The organism is Ruegeria sp. CE8 (assembly GCF_056537465.1).
This window is the reverse complement of record NZ_JBQFRP010000006.1, coordinates 252,052-270,458: the sequence shown is the minus strand read 5'-3', so window position 1 is coordinate 270,458 and position 18,407 is coordinate 252,052. Positions and strand designations below refer to the sequence as shown.

Sequence of the window (18,407 nt, the reverse complement as noted above, 5' to 3'; positions counted from 1 at the left end):
ACAAATACTGGTCCCCCGTCAACCGCGTCGACAACGCATACGGAGACCGAAACCTCGTCTGCACATGCCCACCAATGTCAGAATACGAAGAAGCCGCCGAGTAAAAACGCGGACCTGAAAAACACTCCGACCCCTGCCATGGCGGGGGTCGGGCATCAGAAAACGACCTTGCCTTGATGGGCAACGTCCACATCACTCAGGCGGAGGAACAATGAAACACTACGTCCTCAAGAACGGCCGGGCACGCTGGACCTGCGCGGCCTCGTCGTCACCTGAAAGAAAACACCACGTCGATGTCATTCTAGCTGGCACAGATACCGATGCGTCGGCGCAAATTGTCATCGAATTCTTTGACGCCCTGAACAAGCTGGTCGAAAACCACTCTTACATTGTCAATGTTCGGAGGTTGGCCGAAGAACCGGTTGGTGGGCCGTTATGCTGGTCAAGTCGAACAGCCCTGTTTTGGGGGGATATCAACAAAAACTGGCTGCTGGATGATTCCGAAAAAGCCTGGACATGTCAGGTCATGAATTTGGCGTCCCGCACAATTCTTGTGGGCGGAGCGGTTTTGCTGCTTGGTCAAACCGGACGATCGGAAAGAACGGTCGCAGCGGTTCATCCCAATTTCATGGCAGCAGCGCAGGAAGTCGGGTTGATTGACGATGGCAGCGGCATCCACATGTCATATGACAGTCGTTTGCACAGCGCCTCAACCCGGCTGAGCGCCCTTCGCCTTTTGTCCGACTTTGTATCTGTTGATCACGGTGAGCATCTGGCCGACACACTACGCAGCTATATCGGCCTGTCCGAACCCAAACGATCCGCCAAAAGTCATCTTGCGATCCGCCTGTTCCAACGCTCCGAGGCCGATCCACAAGTCCGCAAAACCGTCGAAACTATGCTTGAAAACCTGGAAGATCCCCTGCGGATATCCGATCTGGCGCAATCATTGGGAACGTCGACGCGCCAGTTGCAACGCAGGTTTCTCAGCAAGACCGGCACAAAACTGCTGACCACCTACAGAGAGTTGCGTCTTGAACGTGCCGACATCCTGCTTCGGACAACAGATCTTTCTCAGCGCGAGATTTCGGCGGCCACTGGATTTTCGTCTGCGGCAGCATTGGGCCGTGCATTTCGCTCTCATTTCAAGACGACGCCCGACGACATCCGCAATCAGCGTTTTGCCGGTCAACTTTCAGCCGTAAACACTGCCGTCTAGGCCGCGGCCCAAGGGCTTTGGTTTTGATTTCGGTCCAGATGATCGGGCTGAAAACGGTGTCGTTGGTTCGCCCAATGGCCAGACTTCTGTTTTGCCACCCGTCTTTCATTGAGCCGCCAAAATCGAGTGTAACAAAGCAACCTAAGCGCGGAGCTTTGCCACGCGCACTCCACTTCGCAAAACTTTGATGACAGAATGTCATCTTAGCATTAGTTTGCGACTATAAAATTCGAATGTTTGATTGATTTCCCGCTCTGCTAACCCCCAAGCGCGAGTATACTATGTCGAAATTCAAGTTCCCGACTGCCTTTACAATCCTGTTTGTCCTGATCGCCGTTGTAGCTGTACTGACCTGGGTCATCCCGGCTGGTGAGTATGAGCGGCAGATGAACGAAGCGCTTGGCAGCGAAGCCCCTGTACCCGGCACTTATCACGAGGTCGCGCCAAACCCGCAGGGGATTACGTCCGTCATCCTTGCCCCGATTGCCGGGATGTACGACCCGGGACTTCTGGGAAGTTCCTCCAGCGCAGCAATCGATGTGGCGTTTTTTGTTCTGATCATCGGCGGATTCCTGATGGTGGTTACGAAAACCGGTGCGATTGATGCGGGAATCGGATGGTTGCTGCACCGGCTGGCCGGACGGGAAATCCTGATGATTCCCATTTTGATGATCGCCTTTGCTTTCGGCGGAACCAGCTATGGCATGGCCGAGGAGTCGCTGGCGTTCTACGCGCTGATCATTCCGGTCTTCATACGGGCTGGGTATGACTCTCTGACCGGCGTTGCCGTCATCATGCTGGGCGCGGGGATCGGAACGTTGGGTTCGACCTTCAATGCGTTTGCGACGGTTGTTGCATCCCAGGGTGCCGGAATTCCCTTCACCAACGGGATCGTCCTGCGCTTCATCATTCTCGCCTTATGTCTGGCCGCTGGTATTGCCTTTGTCATGCGATATGCACGACGCGTTAAGGCCGATCCATCCGCGTCAGTGGTTGCGGATCAAGCCGAAGAAAACAGGGCGCATTTCCTGAAAGGATCGGACAGCGACGACGCGTTCCCCGAGTTGACTCGGACGCGGTCGATCATCCTGATCCTGTTCGGCCTGACCTTTGCCGTGATGATCTATGGCGTGGTTGCGCTGGATTGGTGGATGGCTAGAATGTCGGGCCTGTTTCTTGTCATGTCGATCATCGTCTGGTGGGTCGGGAAACTGGATGAAGCGTCCCGGATGGATGAGGCGACCTTTGTCGATACCTTCGTAGATGGCGCGCGCGACCTGTTGGGCGTGGCGCTAATTATCGGGGTCGCGCGCGGCGTGGTTGTCATCATGGATGCAGGCAAGATCACCGACACGATTCTGGCAGCAGCCGAGGGCTTTGTGTCCGGCCTCAGCGAGTTTGCCTTTATCAACGCGATGTTCGGCATTCAGATTCTGATGTCCTTCCTTGTGCCCTCGTCCTCAGGGCTAGCAACGCTGTCGATGCCGATCATGGCGCCGCTGGCAGACTTCGCCGGAGTCGGACGCGATCTGGTGGTGACTGCGTATCAGTCCGCTAATGGATGGGTGAACCTGTTCAATCCGACCTTTGCGGTGGTGATGGGCGGGTTGGCCATTGGCCGGGTGTCTTATGATCGGTGGCTTCGATTTGTCTTCCCTCTGCTGGTCATCCTTGCCGTCATCATCTGCGCCGCGCTCACAGTCGGAGCCATTACGGACCCAGGGATCGACAGCCCCGCAGCCGAGACCTCAGACACGACGTCGAGCTGAGCCGGCGCAATGACCGATCGTACCGCCTCAGAGACGACGTCAACAACGGGTGCCCTTGGGCTGACGGCGTGTATCGCTCTGGTCGTAGGAAACATGATCGGGTCGGGAGTGTTTCTGTTGCCTGCCTCGCTTGCGCCGTTCGGCCCTATCGCGATCGGAGGGTGGATTCTGACATCCGCAGGCGCTCTGGTTCTGGCGATCATCTTTGGACGACTGTCGCGGGTGGTGTCGAAGCCCGGTGGTCCTTACGCTTACTCACAAGAGGCGTTTGGTGATTTTGCCGGGTTTATCATCGCCTGGGGGTATTGGATCGCCCTGTGGACTGGGAACGCCGCTGTTGCCGTGGCCTTGGTGGGGTATCTGGGCTTCCTGTTCCCGGTCATTATCGAAGTCCCCATGTACGGCCTTGCAACCGCTCTGGTCGCGATCTGGTCGCTGACGCTGATCAATATTCGCGGTGTGGAAGGGGCGGGCTTGGTTCAGATCGTGACCACTGTGCTTAAACTTGCTCCGCTGATCGTCATTGGCACGCTGGGTATCTTCTGGATCAATACCGAGAACTACATTCCAGTCAACCAAAGTGGCACCACAGCTTTCACGGCAATTTCGGCGGCGGCAGCCCTGACGCTTTGGGCCTATCTGGGTCTTGAATCCGCAACGGTTCCTTCCGGCGACGTTATCGAACCTGAAAAGACCATTCCGCGCGCCACCGTGATCGGAGTGATTGTTGCGGCATGCGTCTATATCTCGGTGACTGCCGTTTCGATGGGGGTCATTCCTGCCGAGCTTCTTGCCGTGTCCGCCGCGCCGCTTGCCGCCGTTGGCGAAGTCATGTTCGGCCCTGTTGGCGGTATCCTCGTGGCCATAGGCGCGGTGATATCAACGTTTGGCACTCTAAACGGATTCACCCTACTCAGCGGGCAGGTCCCTTACGGGGCGGCCTTGGATCGCGTGTTCCCTGCAGCATTGGCGCGAAAATCCAAATTTGGAACGCCCGCAAATGCGCTGATCCTGTCGAACGCGCTGGCCTCGGTTCTTATCATCATGAACTACGCCCAAGGTCTGGTCGCCGCATTCAACTTTGTCATTCTGCTCGCCGTTGTCGCCAGCCTTTTACCCTATGCCATCTGTTCCGTGGCCGAGATCATGATCCGACTGAAAGGCGGGCAGGTTTTGCATGGCCCGGAATTGGCCAAGGTTGTCGTGCTGGGCGCGCTTGGGTTCATTTATTCGGTCTGGGCTTTCATCGGTTCGGGCGCTGAAACCGTTTTGGTTGGCTCCGTCCTGTTGCTGGCGGGCGTGCCAATCCATGTCTGGGTCCGCTGGAGCCAGGCCAATGACGTTGAAGACATTCAGAAAACGGATACCTAGAAAGGAGAATTGCCATGAAGCTCGGCGTTCATTCCGAGATCGGAAAGCTCAACAAGGTGATCGTCTCGCGCCCGTCACTGGCGCATGATCGACTGACACCGCGAAACTGCGAAGAGCTTCTGTTCGATGACGTGATCTGGGTCGAACAGGCCCGCAAGGATCACGCCGAATTCTGTTCGCTCATGCGGGAACGCGGGGTTGAGGTTTATGACATTCAGGATCTGCTGGCCGAGGCGATCCGGTCAGACCCGGCCGCGCGTGCCTTCCTTCTGGACCGCCTGATCACGCCCAACATGGTCGGGCTTGGGTTTTCCGTGGAAATGCGCGCCTGGCTGGACGAGATGGATTCCAAAATGTTGGCCCGCCATATGCTGGGCGGGATCATCTTCGCGGACCTGCCCAAGGGTATGATTGATGAGCAGTTCGGTGATCTGGTTTCGCTGGGCGATTTCATCCTTCCGGCCATCCCGAATGCCCAGTTCCAGCGCGACCCCTCCTGCTGGATTTTCGATGGTGTGACGACGAACCCGATGTTCTGGCCTGCTCGTAAGCCGGAAACCCTGATCATGCGCACAGTGTATCGGCATCATAAGATGTTCAAGGACGCCGAGTTCGAGTTCTGGTGGGGCGACAGCGACGACGATTTTGGCCTCGCCTCGGTCGAGGGTGGCGACGTTCAACCGGTGGGCAACGGCACAGTCTTCATTGGAATGGGCGAACGCACTACCCGGCAAGCCGTCGCACAGGTTGCGGAAGCCCTATTCAGAAAGGGCGGTGCTGAACGTGTCGTCGCCTGTGCGATGCCAAAAAGCCGCGCGGCCATGCACCTGGATACAGTGTTCACTTGCCTTGACCACGACAAAGTCACCGCATTCTCCGAAGTCGCGGACCAGATCACCTGTATCTCAATTCGTCCTGGCGACCGCGGCGATTTGGATATCCACGTGGAGAAAGGGCACCTGTTTGACGTTTACAAAGAGGCTCTGGGGCTGAATTCGCTCGAGGTCATCTCGACCGGCGGCAACGAATTCCAGGCTGAACGCGAGCAATGGGATGACGGCAACAACGTCGTGGCCCTCTCGCCCGGTGTGGTCGTTGGCTATGCGCGCAACACGTTTACGAACGGAAAGATGCGCGCAGCCGGTGTCGAAGTGATCGAAATCTCGGGTCAGGAACTGGGGCGTGGCCGCGGCGGTGGCCACTGCATGACCTGCCCGATCGACCGCGACCCCGCCTATTGAATTTACCATGGGTGCAGCCCCCTTGCGCCCGCTGATTTTTTGTTAGGAGAGACAAAATGGCATTCAATCTCAAAGGCCGTAGCTATCTTAAAATTGCCGATTTCAGCCAGCGTGAAATGCTGTACCTGCTGGATCTGGCCCGCGACCTGAAACGCGCGAAATATGCCCGCGCGGAACAGCCCTCGCTGACCGGAAAGAACATTTGCCTGATCTTCGAGAAAACTTCGACACGCACCCGCTGCGCCTTTGAAGTGGCCGCTTACGATCAGGGTGCGAATATCACCTATCTTGATCCGTCGGGCTCGCAAATCGGGCACAAGGAGTCGATGAAAGACACAGCCCGCGTTTTGGGCCGCATGTTCGACGGGATCGAATTCCGCGGTGCGGGTCAGGACATGGTTGAAACGCTGTCAGAATATGCCGGTGTTCCGGTCTATAACGGCCTGACGGATGACTGGCATCCGACCCAGATGCTTGCCGATATGCAGACCATGATCGAGCACGCTGACAAGCCCCGCAAGGACATTGTCTATGCCTACTCAGGCGACTGTCGGTCGAACATGGGCAACTCGCTGTTGATGTTGGGCGCGATCATGGGCTGCGACGTCCGGATGATCTCGCCGAAAGAAACCCAGCCCCATGACGATGTGCGCGAATTGGCGATGGAACGGGCTGAAAAGACCGGCGCACGTGTGACCATCACGGACGATACCTCGGCCGTAGAAGGCGCGGATTTCATTCATACCGATGTCTGGGTGTCGATGGGTGAGCCAAAAGAGGTTTGGGCCGAACGGATCAAGCTGCTGAGCCCTTATCAGGTCAACATGGATCTGATGAAGAAAACCGGCAATCCGGCGGTTAAATTCATGCATTGCCTGCCCGCCTTCCACAATCTGGAAACCAAGGTCGGTCAGGACATTCACGAACAGTTCGGCATCACCGAGATGGAAGTGACCGAGGAAGTTTTCGAAAGTGATATGAACATCGCGTTCGAGCAAGCCGAAAACCGGATGCACACCATCAAGGCGATCCTCGTCGCCACGCTGGGGGCCTGATCCATGGGACGCGTTGTTGTAGCACTCGGCGGCAACGCGCTTCTCAAACGGGGTGAGGCGATGACAGCGGACAATCAGCGCAAGAACGCAAAGATTGCCGCCGAAGCCCTCGCCCCGCTCTGCGAAGCGCATGAAACCGTCATTACTCACGGCAATGGCCCGCAGGTCGGGATGCTGGCCCTGCAAGAGATCATGTATACGGATGTCGAGGAATATCCGCTGGACGTTTTGGTCGGCGAAACGATGGGCATGATCGGCTACATGATCGAGCAGGAGCTTGGGAACATCCTGCCCTTCGAGCATCACATCGCCACCCTGTTGACTATGATCGAGGTCGATCCGAGCGACCCGGCCTTTGACAATCCGACCAAATTCATCGGGCAGGTTTATTCCGAAGCGGACGCCAAGAAAGAGGCGGCTGACAAGGGCTGGACGGTGAAACCGGATGGCGAGTACTGGCGACGCGTGGTGCCATCGCCCCGCCCGAAACGTATCTTTCAGGTCGAACCGATCCGTTGGATTCTGGAGAAGGGCGCGACCGTAATCGCCGCTGGCGGAGGTGGCATCCCGACGATGTATGAGGCAGGTGCTGAACGGAAACTGGTTGGGGTCGAAGCCGTCATCGACAAGGATTTCGCCTCGTGCCTGCTGGCGCAGAACCTTGGCGCAGATTTCTTTGTCATCGCCACGGACGCTGAGGCCGTGTTCCTGAACTGGGGAACTCCCGATCAAAAGGGTATCCGGTCAATCACGCCTGATGCGTTGGACGCGTACGACTTCCCCGCCGGGTCAATGGGTCCAAAGGTGCAGGCCGCACAGGACTTCGTGCGATCCTCGGGCGGTCGGGCCATTATTTGCGCACTCGCAGATGTTCCGGCCGCAATAAGGGGCGAGAAAGGCACCACAGTTTCGCTGGAGGCCGGTGCGACGCAGTATCACTGAGCGGATCAAATCTGAGTCGGATCCTGAAAGCGGCCATCGTTGCCCTGAGCAGCTATTGGCCGCCCTACAATACTGCGTGACGTATATAGCTATTTTCCGGTCACATCGGCAACGCGCCCTGAGGTTCCGGCGTGTTTGCAAGTTCGAACGCCCCGACACTCGCTCCGATGCCTTTCAGATCAAACGGGCCAGCCGGAACCATATCGCTCTGTACCTGCCAAGCGGTCGCACTGGAGACAAGCACCTGCCCGTCCTTCGCGATTTCGCACAGACGCGCCGCCAGGTTTGGCGCGGGCCCGATGGCCGAGTAATCCTGACGCCCTTCAAACCCAATCCGTCCCAGGGTTGCCGCGCCCGTGGCGATCCCGATTCCAAGGCCCAGGCCGTGCTCGGCAGAACCTGCCTTGAATGGGAACATTGCCTGACGGACATCCACCTGCATTTTTTGAGCCAAATCGACGGCCCGCTGCGCCGCGTCGTCCAATGGCACCGGAGCACCGAACAAAACCATCAGGCCATCCCCGAGAAACCGTTCCAACGTCCCACCGCACGCCTCGACAAGCGGTCCGCAGGTGCCGTGAAAAGAATTCAGTGCCGCGACGACCTGATCGGGATTGGCCACTGCCGCAAAGGCCGTAAAGCCGCGCAGATCCGCAAACAGAACCGTGATCTCAGCTTTGCGAGTCCTCAGGACGTCCGCCTCGTCGGTTGCGCCGACAATCATTGTCGCCACCTGCGGCGGAAGGAAACGTTTCAGGCGGTTGGTGCGTTCGATCTCTTCAATCTGTTTGGCCACGCGGGATTCCAATGCCGCGTTCCAATCAGACAGTTGTGCCTTTTGCAGCTCGACCTGTTCGTAAAGCGCGCCAAGTTTTTCGCTGGTTTGGTTCACATGGCTGGCCAGTTCGCCAAGTTCATCGCGGTTGGGCACCGTGATTCTGGTGTCGAACGTTCCGCTAGACAACTTGCTGAGCGCCCCATGGATGCGTTCAATTGGCCACAGTAATGCGGTCGAAATCGAGTAGCCCAGCAACAGGGCAATCCCGATCGCCACAAATGCTGCGGCAATGATGTTCTGGCGCGAGGTCAGGTAAGCCTGCGTCGTTGTAGTTGCGAGGTCGCGCATTTCTTTTTCGATACCTTGCGCGGCCGTATAGGCCTCGCGTTGCATCGCCTGTAGCGGTTCAAAAACCTGGATGCCGTAATTCACCGCCGCCGCGAGTTCGCCCGCCCCACTCAACCGGCGTAACTCCAAAAGCGCAGGCTCAAGGGCCCGAAGATCGGACCGAAGCCCTTCTATCGCTTTCTCATCCGGCATGCCGGGCTGTCCGAACTTGCGGGCTCCGATTGCCAGATTGCGCTCCAGTTCCGTGGTAACGTGAAAGATCGACGCCGCTGGTCTTCCGAAGAATCCGCCACGCTGAGCTAAATCCAACGAATTTTGCGGCACGAAAAGCGCCAGAACATGCCCGTTCAGGTTGGAAATTGTTCCATAAGTATCGCTAAAGAATGCTATGCGCTCCTGATCGCGCGCCATCGCCTCGGTTCGCTGATTTGTCTGATGCAGGGCGAAAAGGCCAAACAGCGCCAGACCAACAAGCAGGCAGGTTATTCCCAGAAACGCGGCAAGCAACTTGACCCGAACCGAAAGAGCGATCCTGGCGACGCTGAGCGCAACAATGGGTGGTCTCTCAAGGCCAATGCTGCGGTCGTGTGTCATGTTCGCAACCCCGCCGAAATGTGCGGCAGTACGAGATTAAGTATACACAAATTCGCATGCAATTGCCAGAAACCGACGCAGTTTCTTGGCGCGGCGGGCACATTTGCAACCCCCGATTGAGGCTTTTGTTTAGACTATTTCTCGGAGGAGTCGCTTTCAGCGTAATCCCGCAGAGTTTCGATATCCGCGATTTCCGCATGGTTGCGGTTGATTTTCACGCCCACAGCCTTGAGACGGGAAAACGCCCGGCTCAGGCTTTCGGGCTTCATGCCCAGACGCCCGGCAATCAGCATCTTGTCGTATGGCAGGTCAACTTCGCATTTGCCAGTTTCCTGGTCAGACAGGTTCAACAGGAACTCGGCCACCCTTTGGGCACCGGTCTGGGCCTTGAGCTGCTCAAGCTGCGCGACCAGCGAATGCAGATGGGTAAACGTAGCCGCCAGGATCGACACCCCGATCTCTGGGTCTTCGCGCATCAATGACAGCAGAATCGGGCTGGGAATATGCATCACTTCGCAGGCCGACACCGCCTCGGCGGAAACTGGGTATGGCACATTACGCAAGGCGACTGCCTCGCCGAAACTCTCGCCGCGGGTAAACACGCTGACCACGGCCTCGGCCCCGGTGGGTGCCATGCGAAACAACTTAACCCAACCGGCCAGAATAACGTGAACCGCCTTGGCCTCTTCCTCCTGAAGAAAGATCGTCTCACCCCGATCATAACGCCGCCAAATCGCATGGCTGAGGAGTTTGTCGATATGGTGTTCCGGCAAGCTTTTGAGCAACAGCGACTGTCTGGCGATTGCTTTTTGTGCTTCATGCGCCACGAAGCGTCCCCTTTTTTCCCTGGCCGATAGTCAGGCCGGTACATTTGTCACTTTATGCCTATGCCAAACATGAATCCCCTGCACCAGTCTTTTCATGCGCCGCAACTTGACAATTGTCATGTCCCTGACGGGCTCACAGACCTAATCTCGGCCCAAAGCCAGTATTCCCGGGAGTGTGCGAGATGGACTACGAGCGATTTTTCACCCAGAGCCTTGATGATCTGCGGGACGAAGGAAACTATCGCGTTTTCATAGATCTGCAACGGCGCTGCGGAGCGTTCCCGAACGCGCGCCAGACCGACGGCGCGCTGCAGCGCGATGTGCGGATCTGGTGTTCCAATGACTATCTGGGCATGGGCCAGCATCCGGACGTGATCGGCGCCATGCATGACGCGTTGGACCGATGCGGCGCGGGTGCGGGGGGCACGCGCAACATCTCGGGCACGACTCACGACCATGTGCTGCTGGAATACGAACTGGCCGATCTGCATGGGAAAGAGGCCGCGCTTCTGTTTACCTCGGGTTACGTGTCGAACTGGGCCGCGTTGGGGACGCTGGCATCGAAGGTCCCCGGTTTGATCGTTTTCTCTGATGCGCTGAACCATGCCTCGATGATCGAAGGCATCCGCCACTCACGGGCTCAGAAGGTCATCTGGAAACACAACGACCTGGAGGACCTCGAGGCCAAACTGGCCGCCGCCGATCCCGACGCGCCCAAGATGATCGCGTTTGAATCTGTCTATTCCATGGATGGCGACATCGCCCCAATCAAAGAGATCTGCGATCTGGCCGACAAATACGGTGCGATGACCTATCTCGACGAGGTCCATGCCGTCGGCCTTTATGGCCCGCGCGGCGGTGGTATCGCCGAACGCGAAGGCCTGATGGACCGGTTGACCGTGATCGAAGGGACCCTGGGCAAGGCTTTCGGCGTGGTCGGCGGGTACATCGCCGCGTCTGCCGCGCTGTGCGATTTCGTGCGCAGTTTTGCCAGCGGTTTCATTTTCACAACCGCATTGCCGCCCGCGATAGCGGCCGGTGCGGCCGCGTCGATCCGGCACCTGAAACAGTCCAACACCGAGCGGGACATGCAAAAGGCCCGCGTGGAACAGGTTCGCGCCCGGTTGGACGCTGAAGGCATTCCGCATCTGCCCAACCCCAGCCACATCATCCCCGTGATGGTGGGCGATCCGGTGAAGTGCAAATTCATCTCGGACACACTGTTGGAAGAGTTCGGCATCTACATCCAGCCGATCAACTACCCCACCGTGCCGAAAGGGACCGAGCGCTTGCGGATCACCCCCTCGCCCGTTCACACCGACGAAGATGTCGACCATCTGGTCGGCGCGCTGTCGGCCCTGTGGCAGCGGTGCCAGATCGCCCGGATGCCGATCGCCGCACAGTAACCAAAGCGCCCCCTCGCTTGCTAACCTGCCGCCTCACCGAGGCGGCTTTTTTCTTTGGTCAGATCAGATAGAGGGCGAAAATCACCACCGAAAACCCGGTCAGCACCATGGTAAAGCCGCGCAGCCAGGCGGGGCTTTCGGCAAGGTCGAGATAACGCGCAAGGATCACCCGGGCTTTGACTAACGCAAGGATCAGAATGCCCGCGCCAACAAGTTCCGGAGGCGCGGAAAGCATGGTCAGCAAAGCGGATGCCAAGCTCAGCGCCAACAGGCTCAACCAGGCGCTGGTCAATGCGTTCGGGAACCTTCGGTTAGAGTATTTGGGAAAAGGTGAAGCGGTGGGCATGGCTATCATCCCAGCAGGTAGATCACAGGGAACAGCATGATCCAGACCAGATCGACCATGTGCCAGAATTGAGCGCCCGCCTCGATGTTGCGAGGGTCATCCCGCCAGGACACCAACAGCAGAATGCCGACACCCGCCAACACATGCGCGGCATGAAAGCCGGTCAGCAGGTAGTAGAACAGGAAAAACGGGTGGGTCTCGAAGGTGATCCCCTGTGTGGCTTTGCCCGCGTATTCGGCACCTTTTATGATCAGGAATACGATCCCCAGCAGGGCTGCGCCAATCAGTGCCAGCCGCGCCACGCCACGCCACGCCGCTCTGCGCCAGTGCAGGGCCTGCGCGGCAAGATAACCCGAGGTGACCAGCACCGCCGTATTGAACGCCGCACCCGTGCGGTAGAGGTGCGATTGCGCTTCGGCAAAGCCAACCGGGTCGGTCAGGCGAACAGCCATGAAAGCGATCAGGCCAGCCCCGAAGACCAGCAACTCTGAAATGATCAGCACCCACATCAGCAATTCGCCGGGCAGTTCGTCGATGAGAGACGTGTCGCTCATGCCCCGACCAGTTGGCGGTAGATCTGCGGCAAGGCCATCGTCAGTCGATGCGGGTCGGGAATAACGGCAAATCCACCCTGCCCGAACATGCGCGGGAACCAGCTTTTACCGGTCTTGTCGATGGTGACGCCAAACACGGACTGCCCGACCCGACGGGCCTCGCGCACAGCCATGCAGGTATCCTCGATGCCGTGGCGGCCCTCATAGTGATCGAGGTCGTTCGGTTTGCCATCGGTGATGACCAGCAGCAGGCGACGTTTGCGAGACTGCGCCGCGAGATCGGCCGAGCAATGGCGGATCGCAGCACCCAGACGGGTATAATGCCCCGGCCGCAACGAGGCGATACGCTGTTCGACCGTTCCGCCCATCGGCTCGTCGAACCGTTTGCAGCGCTGGACATAGACACGCTGACGTTTCAGCGAACTGAAGGCGTGGATTGCGAAATCGTCCCCGCAGGCATTCAGCCCCCAAGCGAGCGCAGCCAGAGCCTCGCGTTCGATATCGATCACGGCGCGGCCCGTGACGGCACTTTCGGTCGAGCGGCTGACGTCGAGCAAGATCGAGACCGCAAGGTCGCGTGCTTCGGGACGCGATTGCAGCCAGACGCGTTCGGTGCCTTCGCCATTGGCGCACCGATCGACCTGAGAACGCACGGCCGCTTCGATGTCCAACTGGTCGCCGTCAAGATGGCCGCGGGTCATGACCCGACCGGGGCGCAGCGCCTCGAACTGGCGTTTCACGGCGCGTATCCGGCGAGCGGTGGCGGGGTCTTTACCAAACTCGGCAGCGTCTTCGCGAATATCCGCATCTGACAACAGAACGTTGACGTGATCGGGCAGGTACTTACCGGTGCGCACATCCCATTCGGGGTACAGGATTCGACCCGACAGACGTTCGCGGTTCACATCCTCGGGTGCGAGGTCCAGATGCAGTTTCAACCGGGTCGGGGGCGCTTTGGAGATCTGTCCAAGCCCTATTTCTTCCTGATCGTCGGCAGCCTTCTTGGCGTTGTCCGGATCGTCGTCATCGATACGGCGGTTGATATTGAGGAACTCAGCCCAACTGAGGATCGCCTCAAACTTGTGCAAGATAAAACTGTCGCTACGCGACGCCTGATCCGATTTGCGACGGCGGGCGCGATGGGTTTTTTCGCCCGATTCCTCGGGTGGGCCTTCGGTGTCGGGGTTTTCGACCTCGTTATGCTCGGAAAAGCCAACGGCACGCAATTCCGGCCACAGGGCGACCGGGCGAAAACGCTGGTATCCGCGCGGCGCGGTCAGGTCATCCTCCAGCGTCAGCAGCTCCTCGGCCCTGGTCGAAAGCGGCGCGGGATCGCCCAGCATGTGGCGGGCCAGTTCCTCGACCGCAGCTTCAATGGGCGGCAAGTCGGGCACGTCGCGCTGATGCAGCAACCCTTTGCAGAGCTCTGTGTAGAGCGGTCGCAAACCAGGTGCGTCTTCCAATGTCGCGTCGACCATGTCCTGTGCGGCGGCCAGGGCGCGCAGATCAGCGCGTAGCGGGTCATCTTCGTCAATTCGCGTTCCGGCGTGGGCCGCAGCGGCGGCAAGCCAAACATAGAGCGCGCCATTTGCCTCACGTGCTGGGAACACCGCCAGACGGTCGGGCAGGCGCAAAACCTCGCCATCGAATGAGGCACGGGGGATTAATTCCGCTTCGGTCGCAAGGCGGCGGCGCCAACCTAGCCGGTGGCGCGAAACCTCGGGTGAGACCGGGCGCAATTCAACGCCCGGACTACCCCCAAGCCCTCGAAAGAGGACTGCCAGCCGCCCCGCGACCTCAGAGAGGTCGACCGCGGCTCCAACATGCACCTCAGGTGCATCGAGGCGGCTGGCAAGGGTGTGCCACAGTTTCCCGATCGTTTCTTCGGGTTCCCATGGCTCAAAGTCGATCTTGACCATCGGCCGGCCTCACCCAAAGACAGCCGTGACAAGATCGAGGAGCCCGCGTTTGATATCCTCGTCATCAGTCAGAGGTTCGATCATTGCGGCAAGGATGGCGCGGTCGGTGGACATGCCCTGTGCGATCAGTGTCGCGGCATAGACAACCAGACGGGTGGAAACGCCTTCCTCTAGGTCCTGGCCCTTGAGCCCGCGCAGCTTGCCAGCAAGGCGCACCAGCGGTTTGCAGCGTTCCAGCGGCAGACCGCTTTCCTGCGCGACGACTTCGGCCTCCATCTCGGGCGACGGAAAGTCGAATTCCAGCGAGATGAACCGTTGCCGGGTCGAGGGTTTCAGGGTTTTCAGGATATTCTGGTAACCGGGGTTGTAGGAGGCCACCAGCATGAAGCCGGGCGCAGCCTCAAGCTCTTCGCCGGTGCGGTCGATGGGCAGGATGCGCCGATCGTCGGTCAGCGGGTGCAGCACGACGGTCACGTCCTTGCGGGCTTCGACCACCTCATCAAGGTAGCAGATCGCGCCTTCGCGCACCGCGCGGGTCAGGGGGCCATCGACCCAGACGGTTTCGCCGCCTTTCAGCAGGTAGCGGCCGATCAGGTCAGCGGCGGCCAGGTCGTCGTGGCAGGCCACGGTGTAAAGCGGGCGGCCAAGGCTGGCGGCCATATGGGCCACAAAGCGGGTCTTGCCGCATCCGGTCGGTCCTTTCAGCAGAACCGGCAGGTTGTTGGTATAGGCGGCGGCGAACACGTCGCATTCGTCGCCCTGAGGGAGGTAGAAGGGGGCGTCAGCCGCCCCCGTTCCCATTTGTATGGAGCCGTCCATATCCATTACTCCGCAGGTGTTTCAGCTACGCCGGGTTCAATGATCTCTTTCCGGGGGACCCAGATCGAGTAGATGAACAGCAGCGCACCAAGGACCACCACCAGACCAGAACCAAGACGCATCCAGTAGAAGATCGCGATCTGATCCTGCACATCCATGAAGTAGTCACCGACGACCCGCTGCATGTGAGTCTGAACAGTACCGGCGAAGGTCAGCACGAAGGTCATGAAGACCATGCCGCTGGTCATCAGCCAGAAGGACGCCATGTTGAGAACCTGATTGTAAGGATCGCGGTTCTTGAGGATCGGCATCGCATAGCTGAAGATCGCCAGGTTGAGGCAGACATAGGCGCCGTAGAAGGCCAGGTGTCCGTGAGCCGCAGTGATCTGAGTGCCGTGGGTATAGTAGTTCACCCCGTGCAGCGTGTGCAGGAAGCCCCAGACACCGGCACCGAAGAACGCCAGCGTGGCACAGCCCAGCGACCACAGCAGCGCGGCCTTGTTGGGGTGGTCACGGCGGCCCTTCCAGACCATGACGAAGGCAAAGGCCATCATCGCGAAGAACGGGATCACCTCGAGGCTCGAGAAGATCGAACCGATCCACTGCCAGTACGCAGGCGTACCGATCCAGTAATAGTGGTGGCCGGTGCCGAGGATGCCCGAGAACAGGGCGGCGGCAACGATGACATAAAGCCATTTCTCGACGATCTCACGGTCAACGCCGGTCAGCTTGAGCATCAGATAGGCCAGAATCGAGGCCATGATCAGTTCCCAAACACCTTCGACCCACAGGTGGACGACGTACCACCAGTATTGCTTGTCCAGGGACAGGTTGCCCGGGTTGTAGAAGGCAAACAGGAACAGCAGCGCCAGACCCCAGAGGCCCAGAAGCAGGATGTTCGAAATCGCGGTTTTCTTACCCTTCAGCACCGTCATCGAGATGTTGTAGAGGAAGATCAGCGCGGCAACGACGATGCCCGCCTTGACCCATTTGGGCTGTTCAAGGAACTCACGCCCTTCTTTGCCCAGCAGCCAGTTGCCTTCGAACAGGTTGAAGACATAGGTCACGACCACGCCCAGTGTACCGACCACAAGGATGATCAGCTGCAGATAGGCCAGTTTGGTCGAATGGATCTCACGCTCGGTCTCTTCCGGGATCAGGAAATAGGCCGCGCCGAAGAAGCCCAGGATCAACCAGACAATCAGCGAGTTGGTGTGCAGCATCCGCACGATGTTGAACGGCAGAAGCTCGCTCAGGAAGTTGGGGGATACATAGATCAGACCAGCCAGCAGGCCGCCGATCACCTGTATCGCGAACAGGCCCATGGCTACTGCAAAGTAGGCGTAGGCAATTTTTTGGGATTCGTACTTCATTTCTCCGTTCCCTTCTCAGCCCGCATCATTCGGGGGCCAGTCCTGAGCGTCGATATTGTCCGTCCAGATCAGGAAGTTCGCCAGATCACGGATCTCTTCGTCGCTGAGGTTGAAATTGGGCATCTGCCGGCGTCCCTCGATTCCCGTAGGCTGAGACTCCATCCAACCTTTGAGGACCTCGAAGGCCTCGTCAGGATCGTCCAGAACATCCCACCGGGTCATTACATTGGCGACCTCGGGGGCAAAATAGGCGCCTTCACCCATTATCGAGTGACAGTTGATACAGGCGTGTTTTTCCCAGACGTGCTTGCCTCTAACCACACTGTCATCGAGCTTCGCCGAATTCTCGGAGTTCACGATATACCAGTGGGAATGGGCCGACAGGGCCAGAAAGATAAGAATAAAGAACAGTGACCCGCCATAGAATATATTGCGGGCCATGCTCTTGGTCATGACTTCTCGCATCGCGCTCTCCTTTGCGCCGATTAGCTAGTTAAGCCAGAATGGCGACCGGGCCATAGGATCGCCTTAACGAAAGTCAAGACAGGCGAAAGGAATTGAAATTCAGGCTGCACGATCCGCCCGGGGTTTGGTCAAAGCAGGCCACATGGCAACCAGATACAGCGCAAACGAGGTGATCCAAAGGCCGTCCGACAGCAGCATCGCAACCATATAGCCCGCATTCAGCTCTGCGCCGACCCAGCGAGACAGAGCGGCCAACGCCATCAGACCATAAGCCACAACCATCGGTCCGGGCGCGATCAGTGCGCGGCCGCTATGCCCCAGCGCAGCTCGGCTCATGACCGCCAGGGTCATACCGCCGACACAGCCGATGCCCAGAACATGCAGGGCTGCAACCTCGTCACCTATACCCAGCACCGCAAACCCCCACAGGATCAGGCCCAGAGCTAGCATGCCCAACCCCAGATGCAACGCGAGCAGGATTGGTTGCCGCGTAGCCCATTTGGTCCTCCAACGCGACATGCGCAGGATCTGCACAGCCCCCAACACCAGCGCCAGAGCACCGGTTGCGGGTGCCGCCCCAAGGGTCAGCACGCCCAGCGGCAGAATCAGGGCCAGAATCATGCCCGCCTTATCCAGGCGCGCGACAGAGACCGGCCAGTCCGCTTCGGGTACACCAGCGCGCTTCATGGCGTTTCGCGTAAAGGCCGGCGTGATCCGTCCGCCCAGAATCGCGATCATCGCGCAAAGGCTCATCAACCCTGCCCGCAGGCCGGTCTGCAGCGTATCATCCGTGATCCCCATCCATTCCAGGTGGGTCATTAGATCCGCGATCCAGATATAGCTGAGCAACAGCAGGAAAATCATGTTCTGCGGTTTCGGGCGACGGATCAGCTGTGTGGCGATCTTGGCAGCCAAGATCGGCACGAAAGCCAGATCAACAACCGCCACAAAAACCGGGGACAGCATGCCCGAGAACCACATTGCCATCCGACCGGCCAGCCACAATCCGGCTGCCAGAGTAATAAACCGCGCGCGCGCGTCAGGCGCACCTGTCCAGTTCGGCACCGCTGTCAGAAAGAACCCGCCCAGCGCCGCGGTGGCATAGCCAAAGATCATCTCGTGCGCGTGCCACATCGGCGGCGTCATGCCGTAATCCGGCGCCATGTAGGGCACTGTCAGCCATAACCCCCAGACCAGTCCGACAAACAGCCCGTACAGCCCGGCGGACAGAAAGAATACTCGGAACCCCTCACCAAAAATACGGGTGATGACTGCGGGCATGACTGCTCTCCTTGGTCGTTTGCCCAAGCTCTAGCAGTCGGCCAATCCGCATGACTTAACCAAAATCAAAACCCGCACAAAACATGTTCCTAAAACACAG

General features: G+C 58.7%; 16 protein-coding genes. 7 read left to right on the top strand and 9 right to left on the bottom strand.

All coding sequences use genetic code 11. The annotated features are described in order from the left end of the window. Nucleotides 1-211 precede the first annotated feature (211 nt). From ACR0AA_RS12800 to arcC, 6 genes are all read left to right on the top strand, one after another. On the top strand, nt 212-1,219 hold the full coding sequence (locus tag ACR0AA_RS12800) for a helix-turn-helix domain-containing protein (RefSeq protein WP_480756171.1): 1,008 nt from the start codon (nt 212-214) through the stop codon (nt 1,217-1,219). Between the two features lie 281 nt (nt 1,220-1,500). Further along, nucleotides 1,501-2,988, top strand: coding sequence for a YfcC family protein (locus ACR0AA_RS12795; RefSeq protein ID WP_480756170.1), 1,488 nt, complete (start codon nt 1,501-1,503; stop codon nt 2,986-2,988). A gap of 9 nt (nt 2,989-2,997) precedes the next feature. Then, nucleotides 2,998-4,359 carry an amino acid permease gene (locus tag ACR0AA_RS12790; protein ID WP_480756169.1) on the top strand — a complete coding sequence of 454 codons (1,362 nt, stop codon included), beginning with the start codon at nt 2,998-3,000 and terminating at the stop codon, nt 4,357-4,359. Nucleotides 4,360-4,373: 14 nt separating this feature from the next. Continuing rightward, a complete protein-coding gene (locus ACR0AA_RS12785; protein WP_480756168.1) occupies nt 4,374-5,600 on the top strand; it encodes an arginine deiminase in 1,227 nt (408 codons plus the stop codon). A gap of 56 nt (nt 5,601-5,656) precedes the next feature. Beyond that, nucleotides 5,657-6,655 (top strand): ornithine carbamoyltransferase, encoded by a 999-nt coding sequence (argF, locus tag ACR0AA_RS12780; protein ID WP_170423409.1) that lies wholly within the window; start codon nt 5,657-5,659, stop codon nt 6,653-6,655. Nucleotides 6,656-6,658: 3 nt separating this feature from the next. Next, nucleotides 6,659-7,597: a carbamate kinase gene (gene arcC, locus ACR0AA_RS12775; RefSeq protein WP_480756167.1), complete on the top strand. Its 939-nt coding sequence runs from the start codon at nt 6,659-6,661 to the stop codon at nt 7,595-7,597. Nucleotides 7,598-7,697: 100 nt separating this feature from the next. Here arcC and ACR0AA_RS12770 read toward each other — a convergent pair whose 3' ends face one another. Continuing rightward, a complete protein-coding gene (locus ACR0AA_RS12770) occupies nt 7,698-9,317 on the bottom strand; it encodes an adenylate/guanylate cyclase domain-containing protein (RefSeq protein WP_480756166.1) in 1,620 nt (539 codons plus the stop codon). A gap of 134 nt (nt 9,318-9,451) precedes the next feature. Then, nucleotides 9,452-10,144 (bottom strand): Crp/Fnr family transcriptional regulator, encoded by a 693-nt coding sequence (locus ACR0AA_RS12765; protein ID WP_480666207.1) that lies wholly within the window; start codon nt 10,142-10,144, stop codon nt 9,452-9,454. Nucleotides 10,145-10,326: 182 nt separating this feature from the next. Between ACR0AA_RS12765 and hemA the strand changes: the two genes are divergently transcribed. Next, the gene (hemA, locus tag ACR0AA_RS12760; protein ID WP_480756165.1) at nt 10,327-11,550 is read left to right on the top strand and encodes a 5-aminolevulinate synthase; all 1,224 of its coding nucleotides are present in this window, start codon (nt 10,327-10,329) and stop codon (nt 11,548-11,550) included. 58 nt (nt 11,551-11,608) lie between these two features. Here the strand turns inward: hemA and ACR0AA_RS12755 are convergent, their stop codons facing one another. From ACR0AA_RS12755 to ACR0AA_RS12725, 7 genes are all read right to left on the bottom strand, one after another. Further along, entirely contained in the window at nt 11,609-11,896 is a 288-nt protein-coding gene (locus ACR0AA_RS12755) for a cytochrome C oxidase subunit IV family protein (protein ID WP_480666205.1), read from the bottom strand. Between the two features lie 5 nt (nt 11,897-11,901). Then, a complete protein-coding gene (locus tag ACR0AA_RS12750; RefSeq protein ID WP_480666204.1) occupies nt 11,902-12,450 on the bottom strand; it encodes a cytochrome c oxidase subunit 3 in 549 nt (182 codons plus the stop codon). Next, nucleotides 12,447-14,369 (bottom strand): nitric oxide reductase activation protein NorD, encoded by a 1,923-nt coding sequence (locus ACR0AA_RS12745; protein WP_480666203.1) that lies wholly within the window; start codon nt 14,367-14,369, stop codon nt 12,447-12,449. Before ACR0AA_RS12745 ends, ACR0AA_RS12750 begins: the two co-directional genes overlap by 4 nt. 9 nt (nt 14,370-14,378) lie before the next feature. Beyond that, entirely contained in the window at nt 14,379-15,188 is an 810-nt protein-coding gene (locus ACR0AA_RS12740) for an AAA family ATPase (protein ID WP_480666202.1), read from the bottom strand. Nucleotides 15,189-15,193: 5 nt separating this feature from the next. After that, nucleotides 15,194-16,561 (bottom strand): cbb3-type cytochrome c oxidase subunit I, encoded by a 1,368-nt coding sequence (locus ACR0AA_RS12735; protein WP_239343150.1) that lies wholly within the window; start codon nt 16,559-16,561, stop codon nt 15,194-15,196. Between the two features lie 15 nt (nt 16,562-16,576). Then, nucleotides 16,577-17,026 (bottom strand): c-type cytochrome, encoded by a 450-nt coding sequence (locus ACR0AA_RS12730; protein ID WP_480666201.1) that lies wholly within the window; start codon nt 17,024-17,026, stop codon nt 16,577-16,579. 99 nt (nt 17,027-17,125) lie between these two features. Beyond that, nucleotides 17,126-18,307 carry an NnrS family protein gene (locus tag ACR0AA_RS12725; RefSeq protein WP_480756164.1) on the bottom strand — a complete coding sequence of 394 codons (1,182 nt, stop codon included), beginning with the start codon at nt 18,305-18,307 and terminating at the stop codon, nt 17,126-17,128. Between the last annotated feature and the right edge of the window lie 100 nt (nt 18,308-18,407).